At 62.1% G+C, this 22,871-nt stretch carries 25 protein-coding genes; 12 read left to right on the top strand and 13 right to left on the bottom strand.

The genetic code is table 11. The features are described from left to right. Positions 1-4 precede the first annotated feature (4 nt). The 5 genes from ABG82_RS26900 to ABG82_RS26880 form a co-directional block, all read right to left on the bottom strand. On the bottom strand, positions 5-1,105 hold the full coding sequence (locus tag ABG82_RS26900) for a mandelate racemase/muconate lactonizing enzyme family protein (RefSeq protein WP_043078277.1): 1,101 nt from the start codon (positions 1,103-1,105) through the stop codon (positions 5-7). Next, positions 1,102-2,010: a LysR substrate-binding domain-containing protein gene (locus tag ABG82_RS26895; protein ID WP_043078278.1), complete on the bottom strand. Its 909-nt coding sequence runs from the start codon at positions 2,008-2,010 to the stop codon at positions 1,102-1,104. The genes ABG82_RS26900 and ABG82_RS26895 overlap by 4 nt, the downstream gene beginning before the upstream one ends. Before the next feature lie 111 nt (positions 2,011-2,121). Continuing rightward, positions 2,122-2,877 carry an alpha/beta fold hydrolase gene (locus ABG82_RS26890; RefSeq protein WP_052511036.1) on the bottom strand — a complete coding sequence of 252 codons (756 nt, stop codon included), beginning with the start codon at positions 2,875-2,877 and terminating at the stop codon, positions 2,122-2,124. A gap of 36 nt (positions 2,878-2,913) precedes the next feature. Beyond that, the gene (locus ABG82_RS26885; protein ID WP_043078279.1) at positions 2,914-3,309 is read right to left on the bottom strand and encodes a PPOX class F420-dependent oxidoreductase; all 396 of its coding nucleotides are present in this window, start codon (positions 3,307-3,309) and stop codon (positions 2,914-2,916) included. Next, positions 3,306-3,935, bottom strand: coding sequence for a class I SAM-dependent methyltransferase (locus tag ABG82_RS26880; protein WP_043078280.1), 630 nt, complete (start codon positions 3,933-3,935; stop codon positions 3,306-3,308). The genes ABG82_RS26885 and ABG82_RS26880 overlap by 4 nt, the downstream gene beginning before the upstream one ends. 77 nt (positions 3,936-4,012) lie before the next feature. On the opposite strand from ABG82_RS26880, the gene ABG82_RS26875 reads away from it, so the two are divergent. Together ABG82_RS26875 and ABG82_RS26870 are read left to right on the top strand one after the other, a co-directional pair. Continuing rightward, positions 4,013-4,585 (top strand): TetR/AcrR family transcriptional regulator, encoded by a 573-nt coding sequence (locus ABG82_RS26875; RefSeq protein ID WP_043078382.1) that lies wholly within the window; start codon positions 4,013-4,015, stop codon positions 4,583-4,585. A gap of 202 nt (positions 4,586-4,787) precedes the next feature. Beyond that, positions 4,788-5,582, top strand: a complete 795-nt coding sequence (locus tag ABG82_RS26870; RefSeq protein ID WP_043078281.1) for a L,D-transpeptidase — start codon at positions 4,788-4,790, stop codon at positions 5,580-5,582. Between the two features lie 122 nt (positions 5,583-5,704). Here ABG82_RS26870 and ABG82_RS28490 read toward each other — a convergent pair whose 3' ends face one another. Beyond that, positions 5,705-6,148 (bottom strand): hypothetical protein, encoded by a 444-nt coding sequence (locus ABG82_RS28490; protein WP_043078282.1) that lies wholly within the window; start codon positions 6,146-6,148, stop codon positions 5,705-5,707. Between the two features lie 586 nt (positions 6,149-6,734). Between ABG82_RS28490 and ABG82_RS26860 the strand changes: the two genes are divergently transcribed. Beyond that, on the top strand, positions 6,735-7,679 hold the full coding sequence (locus tag ABG82_RS26860; protein ID WP_054416685.1) for an NAD-dependent epimerase/dehydratase family protein: 945 nt from the start codon (positions 6,735-6,737) through the stop codon (positions 7,677-7,679). Positions 7,680-8,003: 324 nt separating this feature from the next. On the opposite strand, the gene ABG82_RS26855 is transcribed toward ABG82_RS26860, so the two are convergent. Together ABG82_RS26855 and ABG82_RS26850 are read right to left on the bottom strand one after the other, a co-directional pair. Further along, a complete protein-coding gene (locus ABG82_RS26855) occupies positions 8,004-8,663 on the bottom strand; it encodes a biliverdin-producing heme oxygenase (protein WP_043078383.1) in 660 nt (219 codons plus the stop codon). Between the two features lie 98 nt (positions 8,664-8,761). Then, positions 8,762-9,328 (bottom strand): TetR/AcrR family transcriptional regulator, encoded by a 567-nt coding sequence (locus tag ABG82_RS26850; protein WP_043078284.1) that lies wholly within the window; start codon positions 9,326-9,328, stop codon positions 8,762-8,764. Between the two features lie 458 nt (positions 9,329-9,786). Between ABG82_RS26850 and ABG82_RS26845 the strand changes: the two genes are divergently transcribed. The 5 genes from ABG82_RS26845 to ABG82_RS26825 all read left to right on the top strand — a co-directional run bounded on the left by ABG82_RS26845 (position 9,787) and on the right by ABG82_RS26825 (position 13,448). Further along, positions 9,787-11,358 carry an FAD-dependent oxidoreductase gene (locus ABG82_RS26845; RefSeq protein ID WP_043078285.1) on the top strand — a complete coding sequence of 524 codons (1,572 nt, stop codon included), beginning with the start codon at positions 9,787-9,789 and terminating at the stop codon, positions 11,356-11,358. Between the two features lie 29 nt (positions 11,359-11,387). Then, the gene (locus tag ABG82_RS26840; protein WP_043078286.1) at positions 11,388-11,903 is read left to right on the top strand and encodes a nitroreductase family protein; all 516 of its coding nucleotides are present in this window, start codon (positions 11,388-11,390) and stop codon (positions 11,901-11,903) included. 14 nt (positions 11,904-11,917) lie between these two features. Beyond that, a complete protein-coding gene (locus tag ABG82_RS26835; protein WP_043078287.1) occupies positions 11,918-12,361 on the top strand; it encodes a lipocalin-like domain-containing protein in 444 nt (147 codons plus the stop codon). Positions 12,362-12,462: 101 nt separating this feature from the next. Continuing rightward, positions 12,463-12,825 carry a cupin domain-containing protein gene (locus tag ABG82_RS26830; protein ID WP_052511037.1) on the top strand — a complete coding sequence of 121 codons (363 nt, stop codon included), beginning with the start codon at positions 12,463-12,465 and terminating at the stop codon, positions 12,823-12,825. Between the two features lie 44 nt (positions 12,826-12,869). Next, positions 12,870-13,448: a TetR/AcrR family transcriptional regulator gene (locus ABG82_RS26825; RefSeq protein WP_043078288.1), complete on the top strand. Its 579-nt coding sequence runs from the start codon at positions 12,870-12,872 to the stop codon at positions 13,446-13,448. Positions 13,449-13,491: 43 nt separating this feature from the next. Here the strand turns inward: ABG82_RS26825 and ABG82_RS28395 are convergent, their stop codons facing one another. From ABG82_RS28395 to ABG82_RS26815, 3 genes are all read right to left on the bottom strand, one after another. Further along, positions 13,492-13,713, bottom strand: coding sequence for a hypothetical protein (locus ABG82_RS28395; protein WP_131676268.1), 222 nt, complete (start codon positions 13,711-13,713; stop codon positions 13,492-13,494). A 61-nt stretch (positions 13,714-13,774) separates the two neighbouring features. Then, complete coding sequence (locus tag ABG82_RS26820; protein ID WP_043078289.1) at positions 13,775-14,647, bottom strand: lysophospholipid acyltransferase family protein; 873 nt, start codon at positions 14,645-14,647, stop codon at positions 13,775-13,777. Next, the gene (locus tag ABG82_RS26815; protein WP_043078290.1) at positions 14,644-15,432 is read right to left on the bottom strand and encodes a class I SAM-dependent methyltransferase; all 789 of its coding nucleotides are present in this window, start codon (positions 15,430-15,432) and stop codon (positions 14,644-14,646) included. The genes ABG82_RS26820 and ABG82_RS26815 overlap by 4 nt, the downstream gene beginning before the upstream one ends. Positions 15,433-16,079: 647 nt before the next feature. On the opposite strand from ABG82_RS26815, the gene ABG82_RS26810 reads away from it, so the two are divergent. Then, the gene (locus ABG82_RS26810) at positions 16,080-16,649 is read left to right on the top strand and encodes a TetR family transcriptional regulator (protein ID WP_043078291.1); all 570 of its coding nucleotides are present in this window, start codon (positions 16,080-16,082) and stop codon (positions 16,647-16,649) included. Between the two features lie 37 nt (positions 16,650-16,686). On the opposite strand, the gene ABG82_RS26805 is transcribed toward ABG82_RS26810, so the two are convergent. Next, positions 16,687-17,688: an adenylate/guanylate cyclase domain-containing protein gene (locus tag ABG82_RS26805; RefSeq protein WP_043078385.1), complete on the bottom strand. Its 1,002-nt coding sequence runs from the start codon at positions 17,686-17,688 to the stop codon at positions 16,687-16,689. A gap of 111 nt (positions 17,689-17,799) precedes the next feature. On the opposite strand from ABG82_RS26805, the gene ABG82_RS26800 reads away from it, so the two are divergent. The 3 genes from ABG82_RS26800 (at position 17,800) to ABG82_RS26790 (ending at position 21,650) form a co-directional block, all read left to right on the top strand. After that, positions 17,800-18,246: a hypothetical protein gene (locus tag ABG82_RS26800; protein ID WP_043078292.1), complete on the top strand. Its 447-nt coding sequence runs from the start codon at positions 17,800-17,802 to the stop codon at positions 18,244-18,246. A gap of 177 nt (positions 18,247-18,423) precedes the next feature. After that, positions 18,424-18,822 carry an MmpS family transport accessory protein gene (locus tag ABG82_RS26795; protein ID WP_043078293.1) on the top strand — a complete coding sequence of 133 codons (399 nt, stop codon included), beginning with the start codon at positions 18,424-18,426 and terminating at the stop codon, positions 18,820-18,822. Positions 18,823-18,866: 44 nt separating this feature from the next. After that, positions 18,867-21,650, top strand: a complete 2,784-nt coding sequence (locus tag ABG82_RS26790) for an MMPL/RND family transporter (RefSeq protein ID WP_043078386.1) — start codon at positions 18,867-18,869, stop codon at positions 21,648-21,650. On the opposite strand, the gene ABG82_RS26785 is transcribed toward ABG82_RS26790, so the two are convergent. Beyond that, positions 21,556-22,827, bottom strand: coding sequence for a PepSY-associated TM helix domain-containing protein (locus ABG82_RS26785; RefSeq protein WP_043078387.1), 1,272 nt, complete (start codon positions 22,825-22,827; stop codon positions 21,556-21,558). The two genes, ABG82_RS26790 and ABG82_RS26785, sit on opposite strands and share 95 nt — an antisense overlap. Positions 22,828-22,871 lie beyond the last annotated feature (44 nt).

The raw sequence follows: 22,871 nt of genomic DNA, 5'->3' as shown, positions 1-22,871 counted from the left end.
TGGTTCAATTGAGCCGGTAGCGCTGCAGTTTTTCGGGGTCGACGGTGATCCCGAGCCCGTTGCCTTGCGCGACACGCAGCTCACCGTTGGTGATGCGGAGTGGTTCGGTCAGTAGGTCGTCGCACATGTCCAGGAAGTTCGACAGCTCTGCCGCCCGGCGTGAGGTGTGCGCGAACGCCGCGCCGAACGCGACCGTGCACGCCGACCCGATCTGGCCATCGATCTGATTGCCCATGACCACTTCGACACCAAGCCCCTCGGCGAGGTGCAGCACGCGGCGCCCTTGGATGAAGCCACTGCGTGCGGTCTTGATGCTGATCGCAGTGGCGGCACCGTCCAGGATGCTGCGTGTCACTTCGGCGGGCGTGGTCGCGGATTCATCGGCGATGAACGGGATATCCAGATGTCTGACCAGCCAGCGCCGGCCGACCACATCGTCAGCGGGATTGAGTTCCTCGGCGAAGAGAAGATTCAGATCGGCCATCTGCCGCATGGCGGCCAGTGACTCACTCGCCGTCCAGCCCCGGTTTCCGTCGACGTAGAGCTCGATGTCGGCGCCGAATCGTTCGCGCAGCGCACAGACGATGGCGATATCGAGCTGTACCGGTCGGCGCCCCACCTTGACCTTGAATGTGTTTATCCCGTAGTGCTCCCGGATCTCCTCGGCCTCGGCCACCATGGCTTCCGGTTGATCGAAGCCGAGCATGTGGCTGACCCGGAGGCGATCGCTGTATCCACCGAGCAACTCGGTGACTGTCGCGCCCACAGACTTGCCCCACGCATCCCACATCGCCATGTCGATGGCCGATTTCGCGGTGGGGTTTCCGATCGTCCGGGCCAGCCGCTCAGCAGCGACCTCGCGCTGCCACAAGCTGAGTCCCAGCAGTTGGGGTGCGAAGATGTCCTCGATGACGGCGACGATGCCGCGCTGGGTCTCGCCGTACGTGAACGGGCGTGGCGGTGCCTCGGCGATGCCGACGATCCCGTCTTCGGTAGTCACCCGGACCAGCACGTGATTGGCAGCGCTGATCTCGCCCGAGGCGAATCGCAGTGGCTTGCGGTAGGGGATGGCGAACGGGATTGCCTCTATCTGTGCAATTTTCATGAGCGCGCTTCCGGCGAGAGGTGTGTGATGAGGTCGTCGGCTTCCAGGACGGCCAGGACCGCGTCGGTGACCGGATTGGTCCGGTCGCGCAGCCAGGCCAGCATCAGCTCGATTGAGCCGACGCCGGTGATGTCCCGGAAGGTGACACCGTCGAGCGGCAGTGCGCGCGCGGCGGACGGCACGAGCGCGACGCCCAGGCCGGCTCCGACAAGAGCCAGTAGTACCGAGGTGCCGGGTGCTTCGTGGACGAGGTCCGGCATGAAGCCCGCGTCGTGGCATGCCTTGACGGTCGCCAGATTCACCGCGGACTGCCTGCTGACGTATCCGACGAACGGTTCCGCGCGTAAATCACCCACGCGGACAATGGGTTCTGCGGCCAAGGGGTGCTCGGAGGGCAACGCCAGGATGAGCGGTTCGGTCGCGATCACGCGAGATTCGATGGCGGGCCCGCCGACTGGGGGCCGCAGTATCGCGAGATCCAGAGTGCCCGCGCCGAGCATGTCGCATTGGTCGGGGGTGAGGAGGTCGGCATGGATCTGCATCGCGATACCGGGTAGTTCCCGGCGTATCAGCCGCGCGATCCGGGGCAGATGCGAGTAGGCCGCGGTCCCGGTGAGTCCGATCCGCACGGTTCCGTACTGGCCACTGGCGATTCGCCGCACGCCCGCGATGGTGTCGTCGAGGGTGTCGAGGATTCGTCGCGCCTCTCCCAACAGGAACTCGCCGGCGGGTGTCAGCGTCACCTTGCGGGTGGTGCGGCTCAGCAGCGGAGCGTTGAGCTCAAGTTCCAGCTGTTTGATCGCTTGGGAGAGGGCAGGCTGGGCAATGTGGAGTCGTTCGGCGGAGTTGCCGAAATGGCAGGTCTCGGCGACCACCACGAAGTAGCGCAGATGTCGCAATTCCATGAATCCTCCTACCCGTGCGACGGGCAGAGGACACCGGCGCAACATTCACGCTAGGGCCAAGACTCATCAGTAACAAAGACCTATTTGGCGCAGATTAATAATCTCTGGATATCAATCAACGTCAAGGAAGTGCTGCTCCAGGAGCCAGGCCACGGTGTCGGGGGCTTCGGCCGGTGCCAAGTGGGCGATGTCGGGGAGGATTGACACTCGGCCGTTTTGCACGCCGTCGGCGATCTCCCGCTGCTTGTCAGGCGGGGTCGCGATGTCGTGAGCGCCGCCAATGGCCAGTATCGGGGTGCTGATGGTGGGCAGCTGTTCACGCAGATCGAAGTCAGCGAGTGCTTCACATACGGCGGCGTAGCTCGTCGCATCGGCGGCGGCCAGCGAGTCAAGCAGCGGACCGGCGATCTGAGGCTGGTCGTCGATGAATCCGGGCGCGAACCAACGCTGACGTGAGCTGTCGATGACGGCCTGCGTGCCAGTGGCACGAACCATCGCCGCGCGTTCCAGCCATGCGCTGCGCTCGCCGATCTTGGCTCCCGTGCACAGCACCGCGACCGAACGCAGCCGCACGGGGGCTAGCAAGGCCAACTGCAGGCCGACCGCACCGCCAACCGAATCGCCGGCATAGACAAACGGCCCATCCAGGGCGGTCAGCACGGCATGCGCGAGATCGGGGATCGAACACGCTGTTACGCCCTCGGTATTGCTGCCATGGCCGGGCAGATCCCAGCCGATGACGTGGAAGTGTCGGCCGAGAGTGCGCGCGCACTCACCCCACAGCGCGGTTACGGAGGTTCCCAAGGAGGGGCCCACCACCAGCATGGGTGCGCCGGGTGTGCCTGCCAGGGTGACCGTGGAAATCAAGTCAGCTCGCCTTCGTTCGGATTCGCGCGAGAGATATTAGCCGCCAGTACTTCTCGCGCGTGTATCCGGATGATCGATCCCCCAGGAGACAATTCGCCGAGGGGTGATGCGGATGATGTCACCGCTGAGTCCGTCGTCGGTGTTGCCCTGTCCCGGCAATGCTTGCGCGGTCCCACGGACCTCGACGCCCTGGGCGCGGGGAGGTTTCACCGAGGCGACCTCATCGACGATGAACGCCACCCGCGGATTACCGATGACGTTGCGCCACTTCTGTGTTGAGGCAAGTGCGTGGCCGACTATCTCGATAGTGCCATCTGCGCCGAGGTGCACCCCGACCGGCCTGATCTGCGGATCGCCGTCCGGACCCACGGTGCAGAGGTGGCCGATGGGCTGTTGGCCCAGGAATTCCTGTTCGTTCGGGGTGAAGGTCATACTGGGCCGCCTTGTACCTTGCGGGCCGTCAGAAGATGTCCGGGCAACTGGACACTTGTCGGTCCGGTCCCTGCCTGCAGACGCGCGGGGCGGATGCTCTCGATGTGCCAGTGCTTCGAAACGACATCGCGCAAGTGGTCTTCGGAGAACTGAGTGGGCGCAGGCCCGTCATGATCCGGGAAGGCACCGGTACCGAACGCCAGGATGTAGAACGAGGCGCCCGGCGCGGCCGCGCGATGTACGGACCGTAGGTATCCGTCCCGTAGTGCCGCGGGTAGGGCGTGCAGCAGGCCGCTGTCGAAGATGGTGGAGAATCGGCCGTCGTAGCCCGTGAACGAGCTGATATCGGCCTGTTGGAACGTCGCGGTGTGCAGACCACGTTCGGCGGCTGCTGCGGTAGCGGCCTCGACCGCGGTGGGGGTCAGGTCGATTCCTACGACGGTGTGTCCCCGCGCCGCCAGGGCCAGGGCCAGTTCGGCATATCCACAGCCGGCGTCGAGCACCTCGCCGCGTACGGCGCCGTCCTGGTCGATGAGTGCGGTGAATTCGGGCTGTGGTTCACCGATGTTCCACGCCGGCTGGCCCCCTTCGCGGTAGGCGCCGTCCCAGTCGATTACATGTGCCATTCGTCTGTCCCTTCTCGTCGGCGTTCATGCACAATAACTCAACGCGTGTCTACTTTTATTCCTGCGAGGATGTCCCCATGTCTTCACCTGCACCCGAGCGCAAGGGACAGCGGACCCGACAACGCATCCTGTCGGCTGCCCGGCAGGTGTTCGCCGAGTTCGGGTACGAGAAGGCCACGATTCGGGGTATCGCGGCCACGGCCGACGTGGACAAGTCGTCGGTCATCCAGTACTTCGGGAGCAAGAGCAACCTTTTTCGCGAGGCTGTCCATTGGCGAATCCCGGTAGATGACCTCACCGTGGAGGACCCTGCGGAAACAGCGGAGAACTACCTACGCGGCTTGCTTTCCGGATGGGCAGCCGAGCCGGACGGCCCCATGGCCGTGCTGCTGCGCAACAGCATGACCAGCGAAGATGCCCTGAAGTTGTTGCGCGAGCAGGTAACCGACCATGCGGTGAGTTCCGTGGCGGCCACCATCGAACAGCCCGACGCGCGGCTGCGAGCGGCATTGTTGAGCGCCGTGTTGATGGGTATCGCAAGCCAGCGTTATCTCCTGCAGATGCCTGATCTGGCGGCCGCCAGCGACGACGAGATTGTCGCGCTGATGGCCCCGTTGTTGACCGCCCTCATTTCTGGGGAAAACGCCTGATGAGACCCCATAATTTGGGGTCTTCGCGAGATCAGTTAGCGGGCCCGATCGGCCGACTTTTTCGTTACCAAAATGTGGGGAACGCGTTACCGAAATAGAAAGCGCGCCCGCTACTTCGGGGGTTTAGGCGTACTTACGATCACATCGTTCATGACAAAGTAGTCATCCCAGAGGGGTCGGGCCGATGAGGGCAGTTCTTCACATGGTTGTTGCAGTGTCTGTTGTTGGTGCGACACTCACCGGGCACGCTGTCGACGTTGAGTCCACAGCGGTGAGCCTGCCGCTCGAATTGGACGTCAGATCGATTGCGCCATCGCCAGATCGGCCGGTGGGCATCGCGCATCCCGTGGTCGTGACGTTCAACGGCCCCGTCGCGAATCGAGAAGCCGCCGAGCGCGCGTTGGGGATCACCTCGACGCCCCCGATGACGGGTAAGTATGAATGGCTCGATAACAATGCTGTGCAATGGATTCCAGACCGATTCTGGCCCTCACACAGCACCGTGAAGCTGATGGTCGGTGGCAAGCCCGCGGAGATTTCAACGGGTCCGGCCCTCATCGGCATCGCGAGCGTTTCGCGGCACACGTTCACCGTGTCCTATGAAGGAGTGTGGCGGAACCCTGCGGAGGACGCGGGATTGCCTGCGCCTCATCATCTTCCCCGAATGGGTGAGGAGGGGGTATTCCCTGCTTCAATGGGCCGGCCCGAGTATCCGACACCGCTGGGCACCTACTCGGTGCTGGGAAAGGAACGCTCGGTGTTGATGGATTCCAGCAGTGTCGGCATTCCTGTCTCAGCTCCCGACGGATACAAGATCGACGTGGAGAACGCCGTCCGCTTCACCAACCGCGGCCTCTTCGTGCATTCGGCACCGTGGGCTGTACCGGCGATGGGTTATGAGAATGTCAGCCACGGCTGCATCAGTCTGGCTCCGGCGGCCGCCGAGTGGTACTTCAACAATGTCAACGTCGGCGACCCGGTAGTGGTGCAGGAATAACAGCACGCCCCATGAGACCTGCTGAGACACAGATCATTTAGTAGAAACGCAACTCCTGAAATAGCAATGAGGCCGAGGCTCCTTTCCGGAGCCTCGGCCTCATTGAGGTGTGAAGGTGGCGGTCAGTAGCCTTCCGGGCCGGCCGGAATCGGTACACCCGGTGTCGGACCGCCCGGCACCGTAGAAGCGACGGGTACGCCCTTGCCGCCGACCGGCCCCGCGGCTATTCCGCCGTCGAGGGGCGCCGCGGCCGGCACGACGGCGGGGGCGGCCGGAACCACCGGCACGGCGGGAACAATCGGCGCGGCGGGAACAACAGGCGCGGCGGGAACAACAGGCGCAGCCACCGGGCCCGGAAGGATTGGCACGCCGGCGACGGGTCCTGGCCCGGCGGCGGGGGCACCCACCAACGCTCCCTTGCCGGAGCCGCTCGCCCCGTCCTCAATGGAGTACTGCCCGCCGATTACCGGGGTGGCGTTGGCATAGGGGCTCAACACCACGGCGGCCACGCCAAAACCGGCGCCGGCAATTACTTGAATAACCACTCGATCGAAGTTGATCGCCACCGACCCGACTCCCTAGCTTGTGCGTGTAAATCACGCGGTTGAAATTCTCTGGCTGAACTTTAAAGCGTGCTAGAAATTGCGTCCAGACGGGATCTGGCAGTTTATGAAGCTGATATGGAAAAAGGGCTGCGTCCGTGACTTAAGGGGTTTCGTACCACCGCTCATCGACCGTCTCCTACCGGTTAACTACCAGCTCGTAGCAGCGTTCTGATCACGAGCAGTCACTTCTTTTCATGAGATAGAACCGTGACCAGAACGTGTTCAGTACGAGCTTCTTATCGCGTACGGAACGGATTCGCTGACCAAAAAAAGGGCCCTAATATGGCGAATTACTGAAAGTAAGCTCTATTAAGTAAAGGCTTGTTAAATGAACAAGCGGAACAAACATTTATCGCGGATTTGTGCCGCATCCATTACTCAAATTTGCGGGTCGAGCGGAAGGGGGCCGGATGTGGCCGTCGCGAGCGTGCGGAGCTGCGTGTCGCTTGCTTTCCTCCGGCGTGTCGGGGGGGGTGTTGCCTTCCGCGCGGGGGCCGGATACCTTGGTCCTTAATGTACATATATGTACCTTAAGGAAGGTGGCCTCGTGCGGTTCTTTGTGATTGGTGGGTCTGGTTTCATCGGCTCGGCGGTCTGCCGCCAGCTGCAAGAACGCGGCCATGAGTTGGTGGGTCTGGCCCGCAGCGACGCGTCGGTGGCCAAGCTGGCAGCGATCGGGATCCAGCCCCTGCGTGGGGCGTTGGGGGACATCGAGGTTCTCGGTGAGGCCGCGCGCGCCGCGGACGGGATCGTGCAGATTTCGACTGGAGGGAATCTGGGTAACGCCGCCAAGAACGCGGAGGCCGCGCTGAGCAGTTCCGACACGCTGCTGAAGGCGATCGCGGGTACCGACAAGCCCTATATCTACACGTGTGGCACGGGACTGTGGTCGGACACCGGCACCATCGATCCGGAACGGGTTGTCACCGAGGATGATCCGGAGACGGTCCCCTACTTCTACACCCACATTGGGGAGATCTACCGCCGGATGCTGGCGGCGGCGGAGCATTCACGCGCCATCGTCATCCACCCGGCGATGGTGTACGGACGTACCGGCGGTCCGATCGGCCCGATCACCCGAATGTTCGATGGGGTACGTAAGCACGGCGTTGTCTTTGTCGCGCCCGAAGATAACGCGTATACCTATGTGCACGTGGATGATCTGGCCGACCTGTACGTACGCGTGCTGGAAAACTCGAATGCCCGCGGTTCGTACTTCGCGGCGGCCGATGACACAGTCACCACCGTGGATGTGGCCAAAGCGGTGAGCGTGGCCGTGGGTCAGAGCGGAGATGTGGTGGCTGTGGACCATGTCGCGCTCCGGCGCTTGAACGGCCGTGCCTCGGAGATGGACTTCTGGCTCAACTGCCGTGCCTCCGGCAACAAGGCGCGCGCGGAACTCGGCTGGACGCCGGCGCATCCGAGTGTGGTGGCGGACTTGTGCGCACTGCCGCAACCGCTGGACCCGAATCTCGTATACCCCGGGCGGTGAATCGCCGACGATGAGTCGGGCGATCGATGTCTTGAAGGTGTTCGACGGTTTCGGAACGAGCCGCTCGTTGACTGACACCACCTTGGCGGCCAGGCATTCCGAATGCCGCGGCACACCGACGCCTCGCTAGCTTGGTCGCGCACGGCGTGGTCGAACGTCAAGGAGACCGCTATGTGTCGGGCGCGGCGATGTTCGCACTGGGCAATCAAGTGCCGTTCTGCCGGCCACGACAACTGAGGGACGTTGCCCGGCCGGTTCTGCTGGCGCTGTGCAGAGAGTGGCGGGTATCGGGGGCGCTGCGATACGGGATAGGCATCGGCTTCCTCAGCCTCGGTATGCGGGCAGATTGGCGGCCAACTCGTCAAACATCGCCTGGTTCAGGCCGAACGCGATCTTGACCTCGTCGACTACCCGCCTAGTTTCTTCCGCATCCAGCCCCAGCTCATCCAGGCGGGCGCGGTATGCGTCTTTGTAAGGTTTCGGCCGCATCGGGAACTGGTAGAACGACAATCCGGCCCCGCCGAGGCGGAAAGCGCGGTCGAGTATGCGCCCGATGGCCTGGCCTCCGGACAGGTCACCCAGGTACCGCACGTAGTGGTGCGCCAACAGCGAGCCGCCCCAGTCGATATCTGCTAGCCGCTCTTGGTAGGCCTGCCCTGCAGCGGAATTCACTTCGCGGGTCGCACCCGGAGCCCAGTGGTCCAGATCATCATCGAGGGCATCGAGCCGTTCCAGCGCGGGGTCGTAGACGGCGGAGATCAGGGGATCGTCACGATGCGATCGCACAGCCTCTTCCACGGCCGCGTAAATCATCCGCAGGCGCAGCAGATAATCGACGTAACCCTGGGGGTTGATCTTGCCGGCGAGTAACTCCGAGACGAACGGCGATTGTTCCGCGGCATCGTGCTGGACACGCGAACCGTCACGCATTGCCAGTGAAAGCGATTCGGTGGCTTCGGGAACCGTGGAGGAACTCAGAGTCATGTGGCGCACTTCCTGCCCGTGAGATGTCATTGACAGCTTGTCAGGATCATACTGACAAGCTGTCAGAAACGTAGCACGAGGTTGAGGCTAAGTGGCGGCTACGGGGTTGCGCCCAGAGCCCGCAGCACGAACCGTTCGATGGCGGCAACCGGCAGGTGTCGCGGGGCCAGGCAGGCATGGATCAGCGAGAGTGTGGAGGACTGGTCGTCCACTGTGAAAATGCCGGCAGCGACTCCATCGGTCAGGATCTCGAGCAATACGTCTTCGACGGCGGTCACATGCTCACGGATAGCCAGCGACGCATCCCGCGACAAGGCGCCGTACAGCTGACTGCCTAGACCCATATGGAACTGTTGGCCGGCCTCAAGTTGGTGTCGGATGTAGACACCCAGCCGCTGCGCCGGATCGTCGATATCGGCTAGTGCGGTTCGAAGGCCCTCAAGGTAGCGGCTCGTTTCATGCGACGCGAACCCGATGATCACGGCTTCCTTATCGGCGAAATGGTGGTAAATCGCCGTGCGCCCAATGCCTGCTGCCGAGGCTAGTTTGGCCATGGTGATCGCGTCGAAGCTCTGTTCGGCCATCAAGTCGGCGAATGCCGCGAAAACCTGACGGTGCACCTGTTCGCGGTGTTCTTCCACTGAAGAAGCGCTAATCCTGGGCACTTCGCGACTTTAGCCCGCCGGGCCGAAGGCTCGGCTCCGACAGGCTGAAAGCCAGACGCGCGCTGAGCGCGCTATTGCTGGATCGGGCGCAGGGCCAAGGCGAGTGCGTCATGCACCGCCCGCCCGTGGCTCGTTCGATGCGTCCTCGAATCGTGTCGCGATCACGCCGTCTGGTCGGATGAGCAGGGCGCCGCCGCTGGGCAGGATCAAAACCCCACACCTTCCTCTTGATCATGAGTACTTAAGTCCAGCAACAATTTATCTAGATCTGCTGGCATTGAATCCGGGCGTTGGCGCGTCAGTTCCGTCATGGGGAACCCGTGCGCTCGGGGGCCGGGGGTGGGGGACCAGGGCTTCGGCGACCGGCTTGCATTACCGCTCGGGGAGGCCTATCTTGACTACTAAAGTACAGATACTTACTTTAAGGTGCACGCTGATGTCGCGAAGGAGAAGAAGCGATGGGTGACACCGCGACAGGTGGCTGGACAGATGCGGATTGCGACGTGCTCGTCATCGGGGGTGGTTTAGTCGGCTTGACGACAGCGATGTTCCTGGCGCAGCAGGACGTGCGGACCATCGTGGTCGAGCGGCACGAAGCGATCAAGGTTCTGCCCAAGGCCCGGAACCTGTCGATCCGCACCATGGAACTGTTTCGTGAGGCCGGGATCGAGGATGTGGTCCGTGCCGCCGGGGATGTAGAGAACTTGGTCGGAATTGGCGATACGTTGGCCGGTGAGTACGAGCGCGTCTTTCGGCCGGCGGATGTGGCGGATCCGGAGGGGCAGAGTCCGGTGGGACCCGCCTCTTGTGAGCAGTATCGGCTTGAGCCGATCTTGCGTCGCCACTGTGAAGAGCTGGGCGCCACGGTGTTGTTTGGACATCGCGCGGTAACCATTGCCCAGCACGAGGACTCGGTCACTGTCGACGTGCTGCCCACCGGTGGCACGGGCGCGACCTCCTTCGTGGCTCGATACCTGGTGGTGGCCGACGGTGCCAACGGAACATTCCGCCAGGTACTCGGTATCGGGCGTCACGGCCAGCCGTACCCGGGGACCGGTCTGAGCATTCAATTCGAGGCAGATCTGGCCCCTGCGCTCGGTAGCCGGGACATCACCGCGTTTCTTTCGCCCGAACGTGACGCGCTGATCTTCCTGCGTGGCCGGGCGCGGGACTATCACCTGCTGGCGTTGCCGCCGCGCGTGGAACTGGACGGGATGAACATTGATTCCTCTGGTGCCCAGGCAATTCCGTTCGTCAACGCGGTGCTCGGCGTCGACAACATCGACATCGACGTGGTTGGTGCGGGCGTGTGGCACACCGGGTCCTATGTCGCGGAACGATATCGGGCGGGCCGGGCATTCTTGGTCGGCGATGCTGCACATATCAATTCACCACACGGTGGCTACGGCGCCAATACCGGTATCGCGGAGGCACACAATCTGGCGTGGAAGATCGCTGCGGTACTACGCGGAGACGCCGAGGACGCGTTACTGGATACCTATGAAACAGAACGCAAGCCGATCGCTGAATACACCGTCCTTGAGGTGCGGGAAATGGCCCGCAAAGGCGGATACATCGGTGAGGGAAATCCAGGTCCGGTGAATGTGACGCTCGGATTCCGGTACCCAGCGGCGGGAGCCACGGGATACGACCCGCTCTCGCCAGTGCAGGATGCCACCGCGTCATACGGTGAGCCGGGAACCCGTGTGCCTCATGTCGAGCTCATCGGCGACATCACCAGCACACTGGATCTGGTTGACCCACGTGGGTTTACGCTGCTTGCCCCCGAATCGAGTGTCTATGCCGCTGCGCTGCACAAGGATCCCCTGCCGAGGGTGGGAGCGCGCACGATTGCCGAAGAGCAGGTAATCGACAAGGCGCGTTGGCACCGGATCTTCCCCACGCCCGAGCACGGTGCACTGTTGGTGCGGCCCGACGGTGTAGTCGCCGCGCGCTTCGAGTCGGCGGCGGCTGCCCCGAGACAGGCGGTAGAGCAGTCGAAAGCACGTGTACTGCGCCCCAGTCACTAAAACAAACTAGACAAGGAAAAGAGGACGATATGACAGCATGGGAAGCGATTGCAGCGCGTCGTAATGTGCGCGACTACCGCCCCGACCCGATCCCGGGCGCCGACTTGGACCGGATTGCCGAGGCAGGGCGACGGGCGCCCTCTGCGAACAATAACCAACATTGGGACTTCGTCGTCGTCACCGATGGGGAGCGGTTGCAGGAACTGTCTACCGTGTGGCCGGGTGCGACGCATATCGCTTCCGCCCCTGCTGCTTTCGCGTTGATCTTACCGCGGCCGGAGAACGATTTGGCCGCACGGTGGGACCAGTTCGATCTGGGACAGGCCACCATGGCAATGATGATTGCCGCCACCGAACTAGGCATCGGTACCGCACACTCAGCGGTCGGTAATCAGGGGAAGGCCCGTGCGCTGCTTGGTGTGCCGGACGACCATGATGTCGCTTACCTGATGGGCCTGGGATTCCCGGCGGATCGCTCCCTGGCGCCGATTCGCAAGCCTAATCGGCGTCCGCTGGAAGACGTCATGCATCGCGAACAGTGGTGAGTAGGCGGAAAGAGATGACCGATATCCGTTCCCGTCTCATCGGTGGTTGGCGCATGATTGACATGAAAACCATCAAAAATGGTGAGCTGCATGACTTACCGATCGGCCCGACCGAACAGTGTGGTGGCCTACTGATCTATACCGAATCTGGACTGATGAGCGCAGCGCTCAGCCTGCTGAGCCGGCCGGCTTTCACAGACCCTTCCCTGGGAGGCGGAGGAATTCACGAAAAGGCCTACGCCTATGACACTTTCGTGAGCTACTGCGGCACCTTCGAAATCGATGAGGACACCGCTACAGTGCACCATCGTGTGCAGTACGCGAGCGTTCCACACTTCGTGGGCCAGGACCTTCGGCGCGCCTGCATCTTTGACGGCGACATTCTCACTCTGGACACGCCGCCTATGAAATTCAACGGCGAAGAACTCGCAAGCTACGTCAAATGGATACGGATTTAGGAGGTCTGATGCAACCGATTCGCAGAATCATCACTGGGCACGATGACAGCGGCAACGCTGTTTTTGTGGAAGACGGAGTGTGTCCTCACGTTCAGGAGATTATGGGAGCAGGAACCGCTGATCTCTGGCAGAACACCGCGACCCCCGCCGGCAACTCGCGACTCGACTACTTCGTCGGCGGCGCAGTGTTGAAACCACCGGTGGGTGGCAGTGTTTTCCGTGTTGTCGAGTTCGCCCCGCATACATCTTGTCCCTCTCATCGGACCGCGAGCATCGACTACACCTGTGTGATCTCGGGCGAGCTTTACGCGGTGGTCGAGGACGATGAAAGGCTAATGCGACCCGGCGATGTGATCATTCAGAGAGGCACCGTTCACAGCTGGGAAAATAGGTCCGATGAACCAGCCCGGATCGTGGTTGTGCTCGTCGACGCGGAGCCGCTGCCAGGACTGGAACCGGTCTAGCGTCGCGCGCCGGTGCCCCCTAGGCACATCGGTACGCTGGGCCGATGACTGACCCGGTCCGACGTCCAGGCGGGCGCACCGCGCGCGTACATGCGCAGGTGATGGCCGCTACCGTCGAAATTCTGCTGGAGGAAGGATTGGACGGCGCGACGGTACCTGCGATCGCCGAGCGGTCGGGCGTCTCACACGTGTCGATCTACCGGAAGTGGAAAGATCGGGGATCGCTGATCCGCGAGGCGTTGCTCGAGACGATCGATACCGCGGTGGCGGTGCCCGACACGGGCAACGTCAAAGATGATCTGATGAGTCTGTTCGCCAAGGTGATTGCGGCGCACCAAGCTCCGCTAGGCCGAGTACTTCTGGATGTCACCCGCTCCGGGGACCCCTCACTTTCCGAATTGCAGCACACGCTGTGGCGGACTCGGCGTGATTCGTGTGCGTTAATCATCGAGCGGGCTATCGAGCGGGGAGAAGTAGTCAAGGACACGGATCACCGACTGATCTTCGAATTCATGCTCGGACCGATCTTGAGTCGTGGTCTCATGACCGCCGAGGGACTGGAAAGCCTGCAGCCTGAAAAGATTGTGGGCATGATCTTGCGCGGTGCACAGCCCGCCCACTGAGGTGCACGCACGACATCCCACGTATCGTGCGCCGTACTAATAATCAGCTTACTGATATGAAGTCGGGTAGCCGTGCGGCATCCATCGCGGCAAGCCGCGAGTCGCCCACCTCCCCCACCCTTCGCCCGCCATCCTCGAGAAGTTTCGTGCTGCCTCCCGGTCCAGGCAATCCACGCGCCAGGAGCGCGGCGGGGTTGATACGAGCGGAAAGAGCTGGGAACACCACATGCTCCTCGACTGCAATGATCGGTGGATTCTGTGTCATCGCCGGCAGGACTCCTTGGCCGTGATTGATGGAAAATGGGTCTCGATATGATTGGTGCACATTAAGATTCGCAAGGTTCCGCCGGAAAGATGGCCTTGCGCCAGGCCAGCGGGTTGAGTGTCCGGTACGGATCACGGGCACGCACCTCTTGTAGCTCGGCAAGGATTTGTTCGAGTGAATCCTGCGTCTGTTGTTTGACGTTCTCCACCCACACAGTCTCGGGAATCTGATGCGGCTTGATGGTGCTAATCGGTGCGGCGAAACGTAGATACATGCGGTGTGGGCGGGGAATCAAGGTAGGGCCGATTCCGCGCATCAAGGGTGGCGCGAAGTCCCGCCGATCAAAGAGTCGTTCGGTCAATTTCAAGGAGAGTTGCCCCAGTCGGCTATCCCGTGTCAGCAAGCTCTCGTACAGGTCGTCGCCTCCGACGAGTCCTACCGGAACTATGGGGTAGTCGCTTTCCACAGAAAGGCGGGCGAATCCGGAGCGCCCATCCCAACGCAGCGTGTACTCCTCGTTCTTGAACTTGGGCAGTTCTCGTCCACCGCCGGGAAATACGAGCATCGACTCATTGTTCTGCATCAGTTCTCGTGCACTTTCCGGTGATCCCACTACGGCTCCATAGGCTGCCAGCATGTCGCGGATCGGTTCGGGCGCTTGGCCAATGGCACGCTCCGCCAGTGGCCGCACGCGTCTTCCGAGTTCACGATGGATGAAATGAGAAATCAACGGCGCTTCGATGCCGATCTGAGTGTGGTTGCCGACCAACAGGAATCGACCATCACGGGGTAGGTTTTTCAGCCCGTCGACGTAGGGCCGGTAGAGGTTGATCAACGCGGTGATGGTGGGCTGTGCGCTGTGCAGTGTGCGCCGTAGGGCTTGGACCCGTTCGGGCGGGTTCATGATCGCAGCGATGTCAGAAGTCTCGGTCATGCCAGTTCCCTTGGCTGTGTATCGGTTTCGTGGGATCTCCGGGAGAAGGTCACGATAGTTGGATTGAGGAACCTGGCGCGAGGGCGCAGAAATTTGATTCGCATGTGGGGGTCGACGGAGCTACCGAGGGCAATGAAGGCTGAGTGGCTGTATGCGCGCAGCGCGCTGATCAGGCCGTCGTGCAGTACCGGGCGAATGGCGGAAAATGGAAGTAGCAGTGGGGAGACCAATACCGCCGCAACCACATTGATAGCCAGAGGTATTGGCTTCTGACGTTTGAGATCGATAACCAGGAACTGCCCGCCCACCCTGGTGGCTTCCGCGATCGCTCGGAAGGCGATCGCGGGCGGCAAATGGTGGAATGCCTGTGCGAGGATGACCAGGTCGTAACTGTCATCGGGACTGTCGATCTGGGTGGCGTCGATGACCTGGGTTCGGGCGCGTGGATGTGAACCCAGCGGACCATTCGCGATGTTCTGCACGGAGACCGGATCCAGATCGCTGATCGTCACCGTGGCCGTGGAGTGTAGTTGAAGGATCTGCGCGGAGAGCTTGCCGTGGCCGGCGCCCAGCTCGAGGATCCGGGGATTCGGAACGTCAGAAACTAGCTGCAGTGCGGTACGGGCGTTCTTCTCGTGCTCGTCGGACACCGTGCCGATGCGGTCCAACGCGGTAATCACCTTCTGCTTGACGCTGTCGGGAATGTCGTAGCGATCGGTGTATTCAAGGATGTCGGTTTGCAGTCGCCGGTCCAGCCAGGACGCACGCGGCCCGCCCCGAGGCATCGCCCCTACCCACTTCTCGGTTCCAGCAGTCGATTGGTTCACCGCGACCTCCTCAGATATTCGGCAATTACATTCACAGTACCGAACGAACTAGTTTGTCTGCTAGCGTGCGAGTGTGATCTTGCGCAGTGCGGTGGGTCGAGTACCGCGATATTGGGCATCCCTTCCACATGAAATGAGGATTGACATGGAGTTTCGTGGACACCCAGTGCGCCGCGTGGTTATCCGCGCCGCACTTGCGTCGGGCGCCGTTGCCTGTGCGTTCGTTGGTTTCACGCCCGTGGTTGCGCAGGCCGAGGTAGCGCCGGCAACGGCGAGCATTCAACTACCGCCGCCTGGTCCACCCGGCCCGCCGGGGCCCCCTGGTCCGCCGGGGCCTTTTGGGGGTCCCGACTTCGGCCCACCCGGTCCGGACTTCGGTCCCGGGTTTGGGGGCCGCGGGCCTGATTTCGGTCCACCCGGTCCGGACTTCGGTCCCGGACGGGGGCCTGATTTCGGTCCGCCGGGCCCCGGCGGCCCCTGGCGCTGATCTACGGAGGCTGGGTCCCGCACACATAGCGGGGCCCAGCCTTCGCCGAGGAGGGATCGTGTTTGACGGCAGCGGAAGCGCTGCTCAGCAAAATGATGCAGCGTCATACCATAGGCGGATGCGTAACACCGCCGAGCTGCGAGACGAGATACTGGCTGCCGCGCGTGCCGAGTTTGCCCAATACGGTCTAGCCGGAGCCCGTATTGATCGGATTGCGAAGGAGGCCAACGCAAGTAAGGAGCGTCTCTACGCCCATTTCGGAGACAAGGAAAGTCTATTCAACCAGGTGGTGTTGGCCGATGCAGGCGAGATGTTCGGTGCTATCGAGCTACTTCCCGATGACGTTGCGGGTTTCGTCGGCCAGATCTTCGATATGGTCCGGGAGCGCCCCGACCATATCCGTATGGTCGATTGGGCCCGTCTCGAAAGGGTGCGGCTGAATCTGCCGGACGGCGACAGCGTGCATTTCGTCGAGAAGATGCGCGGGGCTCTGCGGGAGGCGCAGGCACGCGGATTGGTCGATGAGCGGTGGGACCCAGCAGACCTTCTGACGATGCTCTTTGGTCTGGGTCTGTCGTGGGTGCAGTCCCCGGACCCCTCCGCCGACACGACTAACAAGAAGGTCATTGCGCGGCGGCGCGCCGATGCAGTGGAGGCCGCTCGCCGCATCATCGCCCCTGCGGATTAGTCCAGAGCTGTCCTGACGAATCGGAAGAGCTCTGGAATCAGCGCTTTCGTACCCGCAAAACATGCGAACCCAGCCGGGAGAAGCCCTTGACGCGAACCCCGCGCAGGTGCCGGAGGGTGAACTCACTGTTGTCGCCCAAAGCGGCCGCGGCGCCATCGTCGAGCAGGATGGTTCCAGGCCGCGCGACACCGGTCAGTCGCGCCGCGACGTTGACCACGGTGCCGTAGAGGTCTCCGAAGCGGCTCAACACCTGTCCGTAGGCCAGGCCCACGCGTATCTGCGGCATGTCCGGAATAGTCTGTGCGGCTTCGGTAATAGCCGTATTCATGGCTACCGCGATGCGGGCGCCCGCTTCCGCGCTCAGTGCCGCGAACATGACCTCATCGCCGACATTTTTGATCACCCAGCCGCCGTGCGTGGTGATCGCTTCGGTGAGAGCGGTCTCGAATGTCTCCAACAGATGGGTGAGTTCGTCGGGATCCAAATGGCGGGAGAGCCGGGTATAGCCGACCATGTCCGCGAACCCGACAAGTAATGGCCTTGTGATGCTGCCGGATTCGTTGGTGCGCTGTAGCGCTGCGGCCAGGTGCCGCTGCCACGCATAGTCCTGCAAGGCCGTCAGCGTCGCGATGGTTTGTGTCGCGGCTTCGACGCTCGACGCAGCCGCCTCGGTGCTCGCGGCGGTGGTGATGTGCTCGCCGACCACTCGCGTCAGCAGGTCGGCTTGCCATTCGGCCAGCCGCGCCATGGCCTGCCCCAGACTGCGTGCAGCGGCCACTTGGCTCTGCTCGTCGGTGGCGGTGATTGGGCCGAGCGCCGCGAAGGTGCGGATGGCCGCGACGTCGGCGTCGGTGAAGATGACCTCCTCATCGTTGTCCGCTGCCGCGAATCCCAGCGCCACCCACAGCTTGCGCGCGCGCCCGACCGGCACCCCGGATAGCTCGGATACCTGCGAGCGGGTGTATTTTCGCGGGCCCCCGAGTAAGACTTGCTCGACCGCCGCGTCAACTGCCTCGCTGAGCTCGCCGGCCTCGGACACCACGCCAGTACAGCACACCGGGTATGCGGTGTCAGGAACCTTGACTTGTGGACAGGAAACCCCGAGTATCTCCAAGGGCATTCCTCGACGACGGGGCAAAGGGACGGTGCGATGAACTGGAACTTCTTGGGACATAACTGGCACCTCTTCGGGCATCTGGCGATTCTCGCCTTCGTGGCCCTGTTGGTCTTCGCCACCTGCATGTTTGTGTACACCACGCGCCTGAGGAAACAGGCGGCATCACCGCTGGCCGAAAGTGTCGGTGGCTATCCGTTTGTGCTCAGGAAAGTGCGCAAGCGCGAGCAGATGTCGGCGGACGAGCTGCATTTCGCACGCCAGGCAATTGCCGATAGGGGGTCATTGTGGGCGTTTTCCATCCCCGCCAGTATCTTCAGTCTCGGCTGTTTCTATGTATTGGGCAGTATGGAGCAGTTGCATGGCGCAACGCCCTCGGAGCGAACCTTTCTCGGCGTGATTCCGATGATCTCGTCCATCAACATCACCGCGCAGGTGCTCCGCATGAGACGTCTCAGGGGGCGGCTGCCGCGAGTGCAATAGCGCCTATCTGACGGACTTTCCGAGCCGTAAAAGTTGACGCGCGTGTTCCCAGGTTTGGCTGATAGCATTCTCGACCGTGCTCATGTCAGTTTTATTGACATATAGCGGGGTGAGGTCCGGAAAGGTGGTCGGGTGAGTCCACGTTCGGTCGGCAGGAGATTCCTGGCACGTGCCTGGATGCCGCTGGTCGCTGTCATCGCGCTCGGTGTGGCCGGTGGCTCGATGTTGAAGGTACATGAGCTCTCTGCCCCCGGCCCGGTGCTCACCGTGAACCCGCCGCAGGCTCCTCCTGAGTTCACCCCCAAGACGCTCACCTACGAGGTGTTCGGTTCGGTCGGGAATGGCGGAATGCTGAGCTACATCGATATCAACGGTCATCCGCATCAGGTCGACTTGACCGAGCTTCCGTGGTCTCACACGGAGACAACGACTCTGACCGTGGTGTCCGGCAGTATTTCGGCGCAGGTGCATGGAGGCCAGATCGGCTGCCGGATGAGGGTGAACGACGTTGTCCGTGACGAACAATCCGATGATCATCCGGACGCGAACGTGATGTGCAGGGTGAAGTCGGCGTGAGCGAGCAGAGCAAGCACAGTGTGAAGCGGCCCTTCGTCCCCCGGATGGTCCGCGTTTTCGCGGTGCCGATCATCGTGTTCTGGGCGATCGTCGCCGTGACGACGAATACCTTTGTGCCGCACGTGGAAGATGTTGCGGCCGAGCTCGCCGGACCGATGATTCCGCACTACGCCCCGTCGCAGCGCGCGATGCTGCAGATCGGCGAGAAGTTCCAGGAGTCCACATCCACCAGCCTGACCATGCTGGTGCTGGAAGCAGACCGGCCGCTGGGCGAGGCCGACCACCAGTACTACGACGAACTGGTGCGCAGATTGAAGAACGACACCGCGCATGTCCAGTACGTCATGGACACCTGGGGGAAGCCGATCACCGCGGCCGGGGCGCAGAGCCTCGACGGCAAGTCCGCGTTCGTGTTGTTGCGCCTGGCAGGTGATATCGGCCAGATGCAGGCGAACAGGTCCGTCGAAGCGGTCAGGGACATGATCGACAAGGACACGCCACCAGGCGGGCTCAAGGTCTATGTCAGCGGTGCGGCGCCACTCGCCTCGGATACCTTGAGCGTCGCGAACTCCAGCCTGAACAACATCACCATCGTGACCATCTTCCTGATCATCTTCATGCTGTTGATGGTCTACCGCTCGGTTACCACCATGCTGGTGCCGTTGTTCGGAGTCCTGGTCGAGATGCTTGTGGCGCGAGGAGTTGTCGCCACCCTCGGACATTTCGGATACATCGAGCTGTCCTCCTTCGCCGTCAACATCGTCATTTCGCTGACGCTCGGTGCCGGAACCGACTACGGAATCTTCCTATTGGGGCGGTATCACGAGGCGCGGAACTCCGGACTCAATCGCGAGGACGCCTTCTACGCGGCCTATCGCGGCGTCTCACATGTCATCATCGGTTCGGGCCTGACGATCGCGGGAGCCGGTCTGTGCCTGAGCTTCGCGCGGCTCAACTACTTCCACACCATGGGCCCGGCGGTCGCGATCGGCATGCTGTTGACCATCGCGGCGGCGCTCACCCTCGGGCCGGCGATGCTGCACCTGGGCAGCCTGTTTGGGCTCTTTGATCCCAAGCAGCGGGCCAAGGCACATCTGTACCGGCGCATCGGGGCGAGCGTAGTGCGCTGGCCTAAACCGATTTTGGTGGCGAGCTCCGCGGCCGTGTTGGTTGGTGCGGTCTTCGTGCCGACCTACCAAGTGAGCTATGACGACCGCGCCTATCAGCCGTCGGATGCCCCCGCCAAGGAAGGATTCGCGGCGGCAGACAGGCACTTCCCGCCAAGCAAGCTGTTCACCGAGATGCTCATGGTCGAGTCGGATCACGACATGCGCAACTCAGCCGATTTCATATCGCTGGACCGAGTGTCGAAGAGCCTGGTGCGGCTCCCCGGTGTCGCCATGGTGCAAAGCATCACCCGGCCCATGGGGCGCGCGCTCGAACATGCGTCCCTGCCGTACCTGTTCACGACCCAGGGAAGCGGAAACGGCCAGCAGCTCCCGTTCACCAAGGCGCAGAACGCCAATACCGACAAGCAAGCCAAGATCATGGCGCACTCGGTCGCCGTGTTGAGACAAACCACCGACCTGACGCAAAAACTCGCGGACGAGATGCACAACACCGTCGTGACGATGGAGGACATGCAGCAAGTCACCCAAGACATGAACGAGAAGGTCTCGAACCTCGACGATTTCATGCGTCCACTGCGCAACTACTTCTATTGGGAACCGCACTGTTTCGACATTCCGGTCTGCTTGTCCTTCAGATCCCTATTCGACATGCTGGACAGCATCGACAAGTTGGCTGCCGATATCAAGGATGCGGTGGGCTCCCTGGAAGTCGTGGACCGGCTGCTGCCGCAGATGGTGGCGCTGCTGAAACTGACGGCCAATGACCAGGAAGCCTTGCAGGCGCTCATCGTCAACACCTATGGCCAGACCAACCTGCAGGCCACGGCGACGGACCAGACCTTCGACGACATGATCAACGTCGGTAATGACTTCGACGCATCTCGTAGTGACGACTTCTTCTACATACCGCATGAAGCTTTCGACAACGAAGACATCAAAACCGGTATGACACTGATGATGTCACCGGATGGCAAGGCGGCCCGGTTCATCGTCACCCATATGGGTAACGCCATGGGGCCGGAGGGTATTGAGCATGTCAACGACTTTCCCGATGCCATCACGACGGCACTGAAAGAAACCTCGTTGGCCGGGTCGAAGGTCTATATCGGCGGCGCCGGCTCAAACAACAAGGACATCAAGGAGTACGCCGCTTCGGATCTGCTCATCGCGGCTATCGCGGCCTTCACCCTGATATTCCTGATCATGATGGTGATTACGCGAAGCCTGGTGGCGCCCTTCGTGATTATCGGAACAGTGGCCTTCTCGTTCGCAGGGGCGTTCGGTCTTTCGGTGCTCATCTGGCAGCATCTGGTCGGGTTGCCCCTGCATTGGCTGATCCTGCCGCTGACATTCATCATCCTGGTGGCGGTGGGTTCGGACTACAACCTATTGCTGATTGCCCGGCTCAAAGAGGAGACTCACGCCGGGCTGAACACCGGACTCATTCGGGCACTGGGCAGTACGGGCGGAGTAGTGACGTCGGCCGGTTTGGTGTTCGCCTTCACGATGCTGGCCATGCTGTCTAGCGATCTGCGAACCATCGGGCAGGTGGGCACCACCGTTTGCATCGGTCTGTTGCTCGACACACTGATTGTGCGCTCGTTTATCGTGCCTTCACTTGTTCGCTTGCTGGGGACGTGGTTCTGGTGGCCGACGCGGGTGCTGGCCCGGCCGCCCCGAGAATCTGTACGTTCCTGACACGCGTGCGTCGCTTGGCCCGGCGACGCCAGCGCCAGGTGCTCAGGCCGGTGAGGGCAAGTAGTAGGGGAGTCATCCCGAGCACGAACCAGAGCGCGCGCCAGTAGCCATTAACGGCGAGGCCGAAATGGGCGGCAGAACCGGCCCATTCGTCGGCAATCGCGTTCGACACTGTCGCCGGTTTTGCCCGCAGGATTTGCACATGGCCGACATCGTGGGCATCCACACCAATGGACCGATTCGCGTGGTAGTTGAGGCTGTACGCCCGCAGATCCGGGCTGCCGGAATCCAGCAGGTCGACCGTGTAGTACGGCCTATCTTTGTCCGGCAGGCCGATCCAGGTCACCTCGGATTCAGGAAAGTGGTTTATCGCCACGGCAATTGCCTGTGCGATGGTGACTTCTTTGTCGCCGGAACTCTCCGGAGCGGTTTGTTCGGAAGCGTGTCCGCCGGTGAGGGAGTACCAGAGGTCGGTGAGCCCCGGAGCTTCGAACTGCAGCCCGGTCAGCGCCCAGATCAGCAGCGGCCCCGTGGCGATGATGCCGATGACGGCGTGTAGATCGAAATCGCGGGCGAATCTTCCCGAACTCCATCGGACACGTAAAGCGTTGCCTAACTTACGGATCGCTTTCCACCAGATGAATGGCGCGGGAATCACCAATGCCAGCAGGACGATGGCCGCCAAGGCCAATAAGGCTGATCCCCAGGACAGCCCCGAGAGCGCGCCGAGTTTTCCGAGCGGACATGGCTGTGCCAGGAATGGCAGGTACCCGCTGTAGCCCTCGCAGGTGAACCCGCAGTCGTGCATGTTCACCAGGAATCCGAATGTGCCCGCGCCAAGATCTAGCCGTCCGTTGAGAAGCCCGGTTCCGGCGTCCACGAAGAAGGTGTCATGTGTATCGGATCCTGCGCGCAGCAGATACACCCCGTCCTTGAGAGATGCACTCGCAAGCTGTATTTCGGGGTAGTGCGACCGTACTTCGGCGATCGCCTGGGTGAATCCAGCCGGGTTGCCGGTCGGCGTGGTGTGGAACAGTTCTGGGTGCATGGCCCGTACCAGTTCCGGCTGATAGACGAGGATCGCGCCGCTGGTACTGACCATCACCACCAGGAGCCCACAAATGAGACCGACCCAGCGGTGGCTCAAAACCAAAGCGCGTCGGGCCTTCAATGACAACCGACGGCGCCGGGGTGTGGACACCTTCTCCTCCGTAGCCGCAC

Origin of the sequence: Mycobacteroides immunogenum (assembly GCF_001605725.1) — a bacterium.
Classification (GTDB): domain Bacteria; phylum Actinomycetota; class Actinomycetes; order Mycobacteriales; family Mycobacteriaceae; genus Mycobacterium; species Mycobacterium immunogenum.
Note: the sequence above shows the minus strand (reverse complement) of the source record. Positions and strands in the feature narration are given on the sequence as shown.

Coding starts and splice junctions, on each gene's coding strand:
- ABG82_RS26835 (WP_043078287.1), top strand. CDS start 11,918: ATGACCGATATCCGTTCCCGTCTCATCGGTGGTTGGCGCATGATTGAC.
- ABG82_RS26855 (WP_043078383.1), bottom strand. CDS start 8,663: ATGACTCTGAGTTCCTCCACGGTTCCCGAAGCCACCGAATCGCTTTCA.
- ABG82_RS26895 (WP_043078278.1), bottom strand. CDS start 2,010: ATGGAATTGCGACATCTGCGCTACTTCGTGGTGGTCGCCGAGACCTGC.
- ABG82_RS26875 (WP_043078382.1), top strand. CDS start 4,013: ATGTCTTCACCTGCACCCGAGCGCAAGGGACAGCGGACCCGACAACGC.
- ABG82_RS26820 (WP_043078289.1), bottom strand. CDS start 14,647: ATGACCGAGACTTCTGACATCGCTGCGATCATGAACCCGCCCGAACGG.
- ABG82_RS28395 (WP_131676268.1), bottom strand. CDS start 13,713: ATGACACAGAATCCACCGATCATTGCAGTCGAGGAGCATGTGGTGTTC.
- ABG82_RS26870 (WP_043078281.1), top strand. CDS start 4,788: ATGGTTGTTGCAGTGTCTGTTGTTGGTGCGACACTCACCGGGCACGCT.
- ABG82_RS26840 (WP_043078286.1), top strand. CDS start 11,388: ATGACAGCATGGGAAGCGATTGCAGCGCGTCGTAATGTGCGCGACTAC.
- ABG82_RS26825 (WP_043078288.1), top strand. CDS start 12,870: ATGACTGACCCGGTCCGACGTCCAGGCGGGCGCACCGCGCGCGTACAT.
- ABG82_RS26795 (WP_043078293.1), top strand. CDS start 18,424: ATGCCGCTGGTCGCTGTCATCGCGCTCGGTGTGGCCGGTGGCTCGATG.
- ABG82_RS26885 (WP_043078279.1), bottom strand. CDS start 3,309: ATGACCTTCACCCCGAACGAACAGGAATTCCTGGGCCAACAGCCCATC.
- ABG82_RS26790 (WP_043078386.1), top strand. CDS start 18,867: ATGGTCCGCGTTTTCGCGGTGCCGATCATCGTGTTCTGGGCGATCGTC.
- ABG82_RS26900 (WP_043078277.1), bottom strand. CDS start 1,105: ATGAAAATTGCACAGATAGAGGCAATCCCGTTCGCCATCCCCTACCGC.
- ABG82_RS26845 (WP_043078285.1), top strand. CDS start 9,787: ATGGGTGACACCGCGACAGGTGGCTGGACAGATGCGGATTGCGACGTG.
- ABG82_RS26830 (WP_052511037.1), top strand. CDS start 12,463: ATGGGAGCAGGAACCGCTGATCTCTGGCAGAACACCGCGACCCCCGCC.
- ABG82_RS26815 (WP_043078290.1), bottom strand. CDS start 15,432: ATGCCTCGGGGCGGGCCGCGTGCGTCCTGGCTGGACCGGCGACTGCAA.
- ABG82_RS26880 (WP_043078280.1), bottom strand. CDS start 3,935: ATGGCACATGTAATCGACTGGGACGGCGCCTACCGCGAAGGGGGCCAG.
- ABG82_RS26810 (WP_043078291.1), top strand. CDS start 16,080: ATGCGTAACACCGCCGAGCTGCGAGACGAGATACTGGCTGCCGCGCGT.
- ABG82_RS26800 (WP_043078292.1), top strand. CDS start 17,800: ATGAACTGGAACTTCTTGGGACATAACTGGCACCTCTTCGGGCATCTG.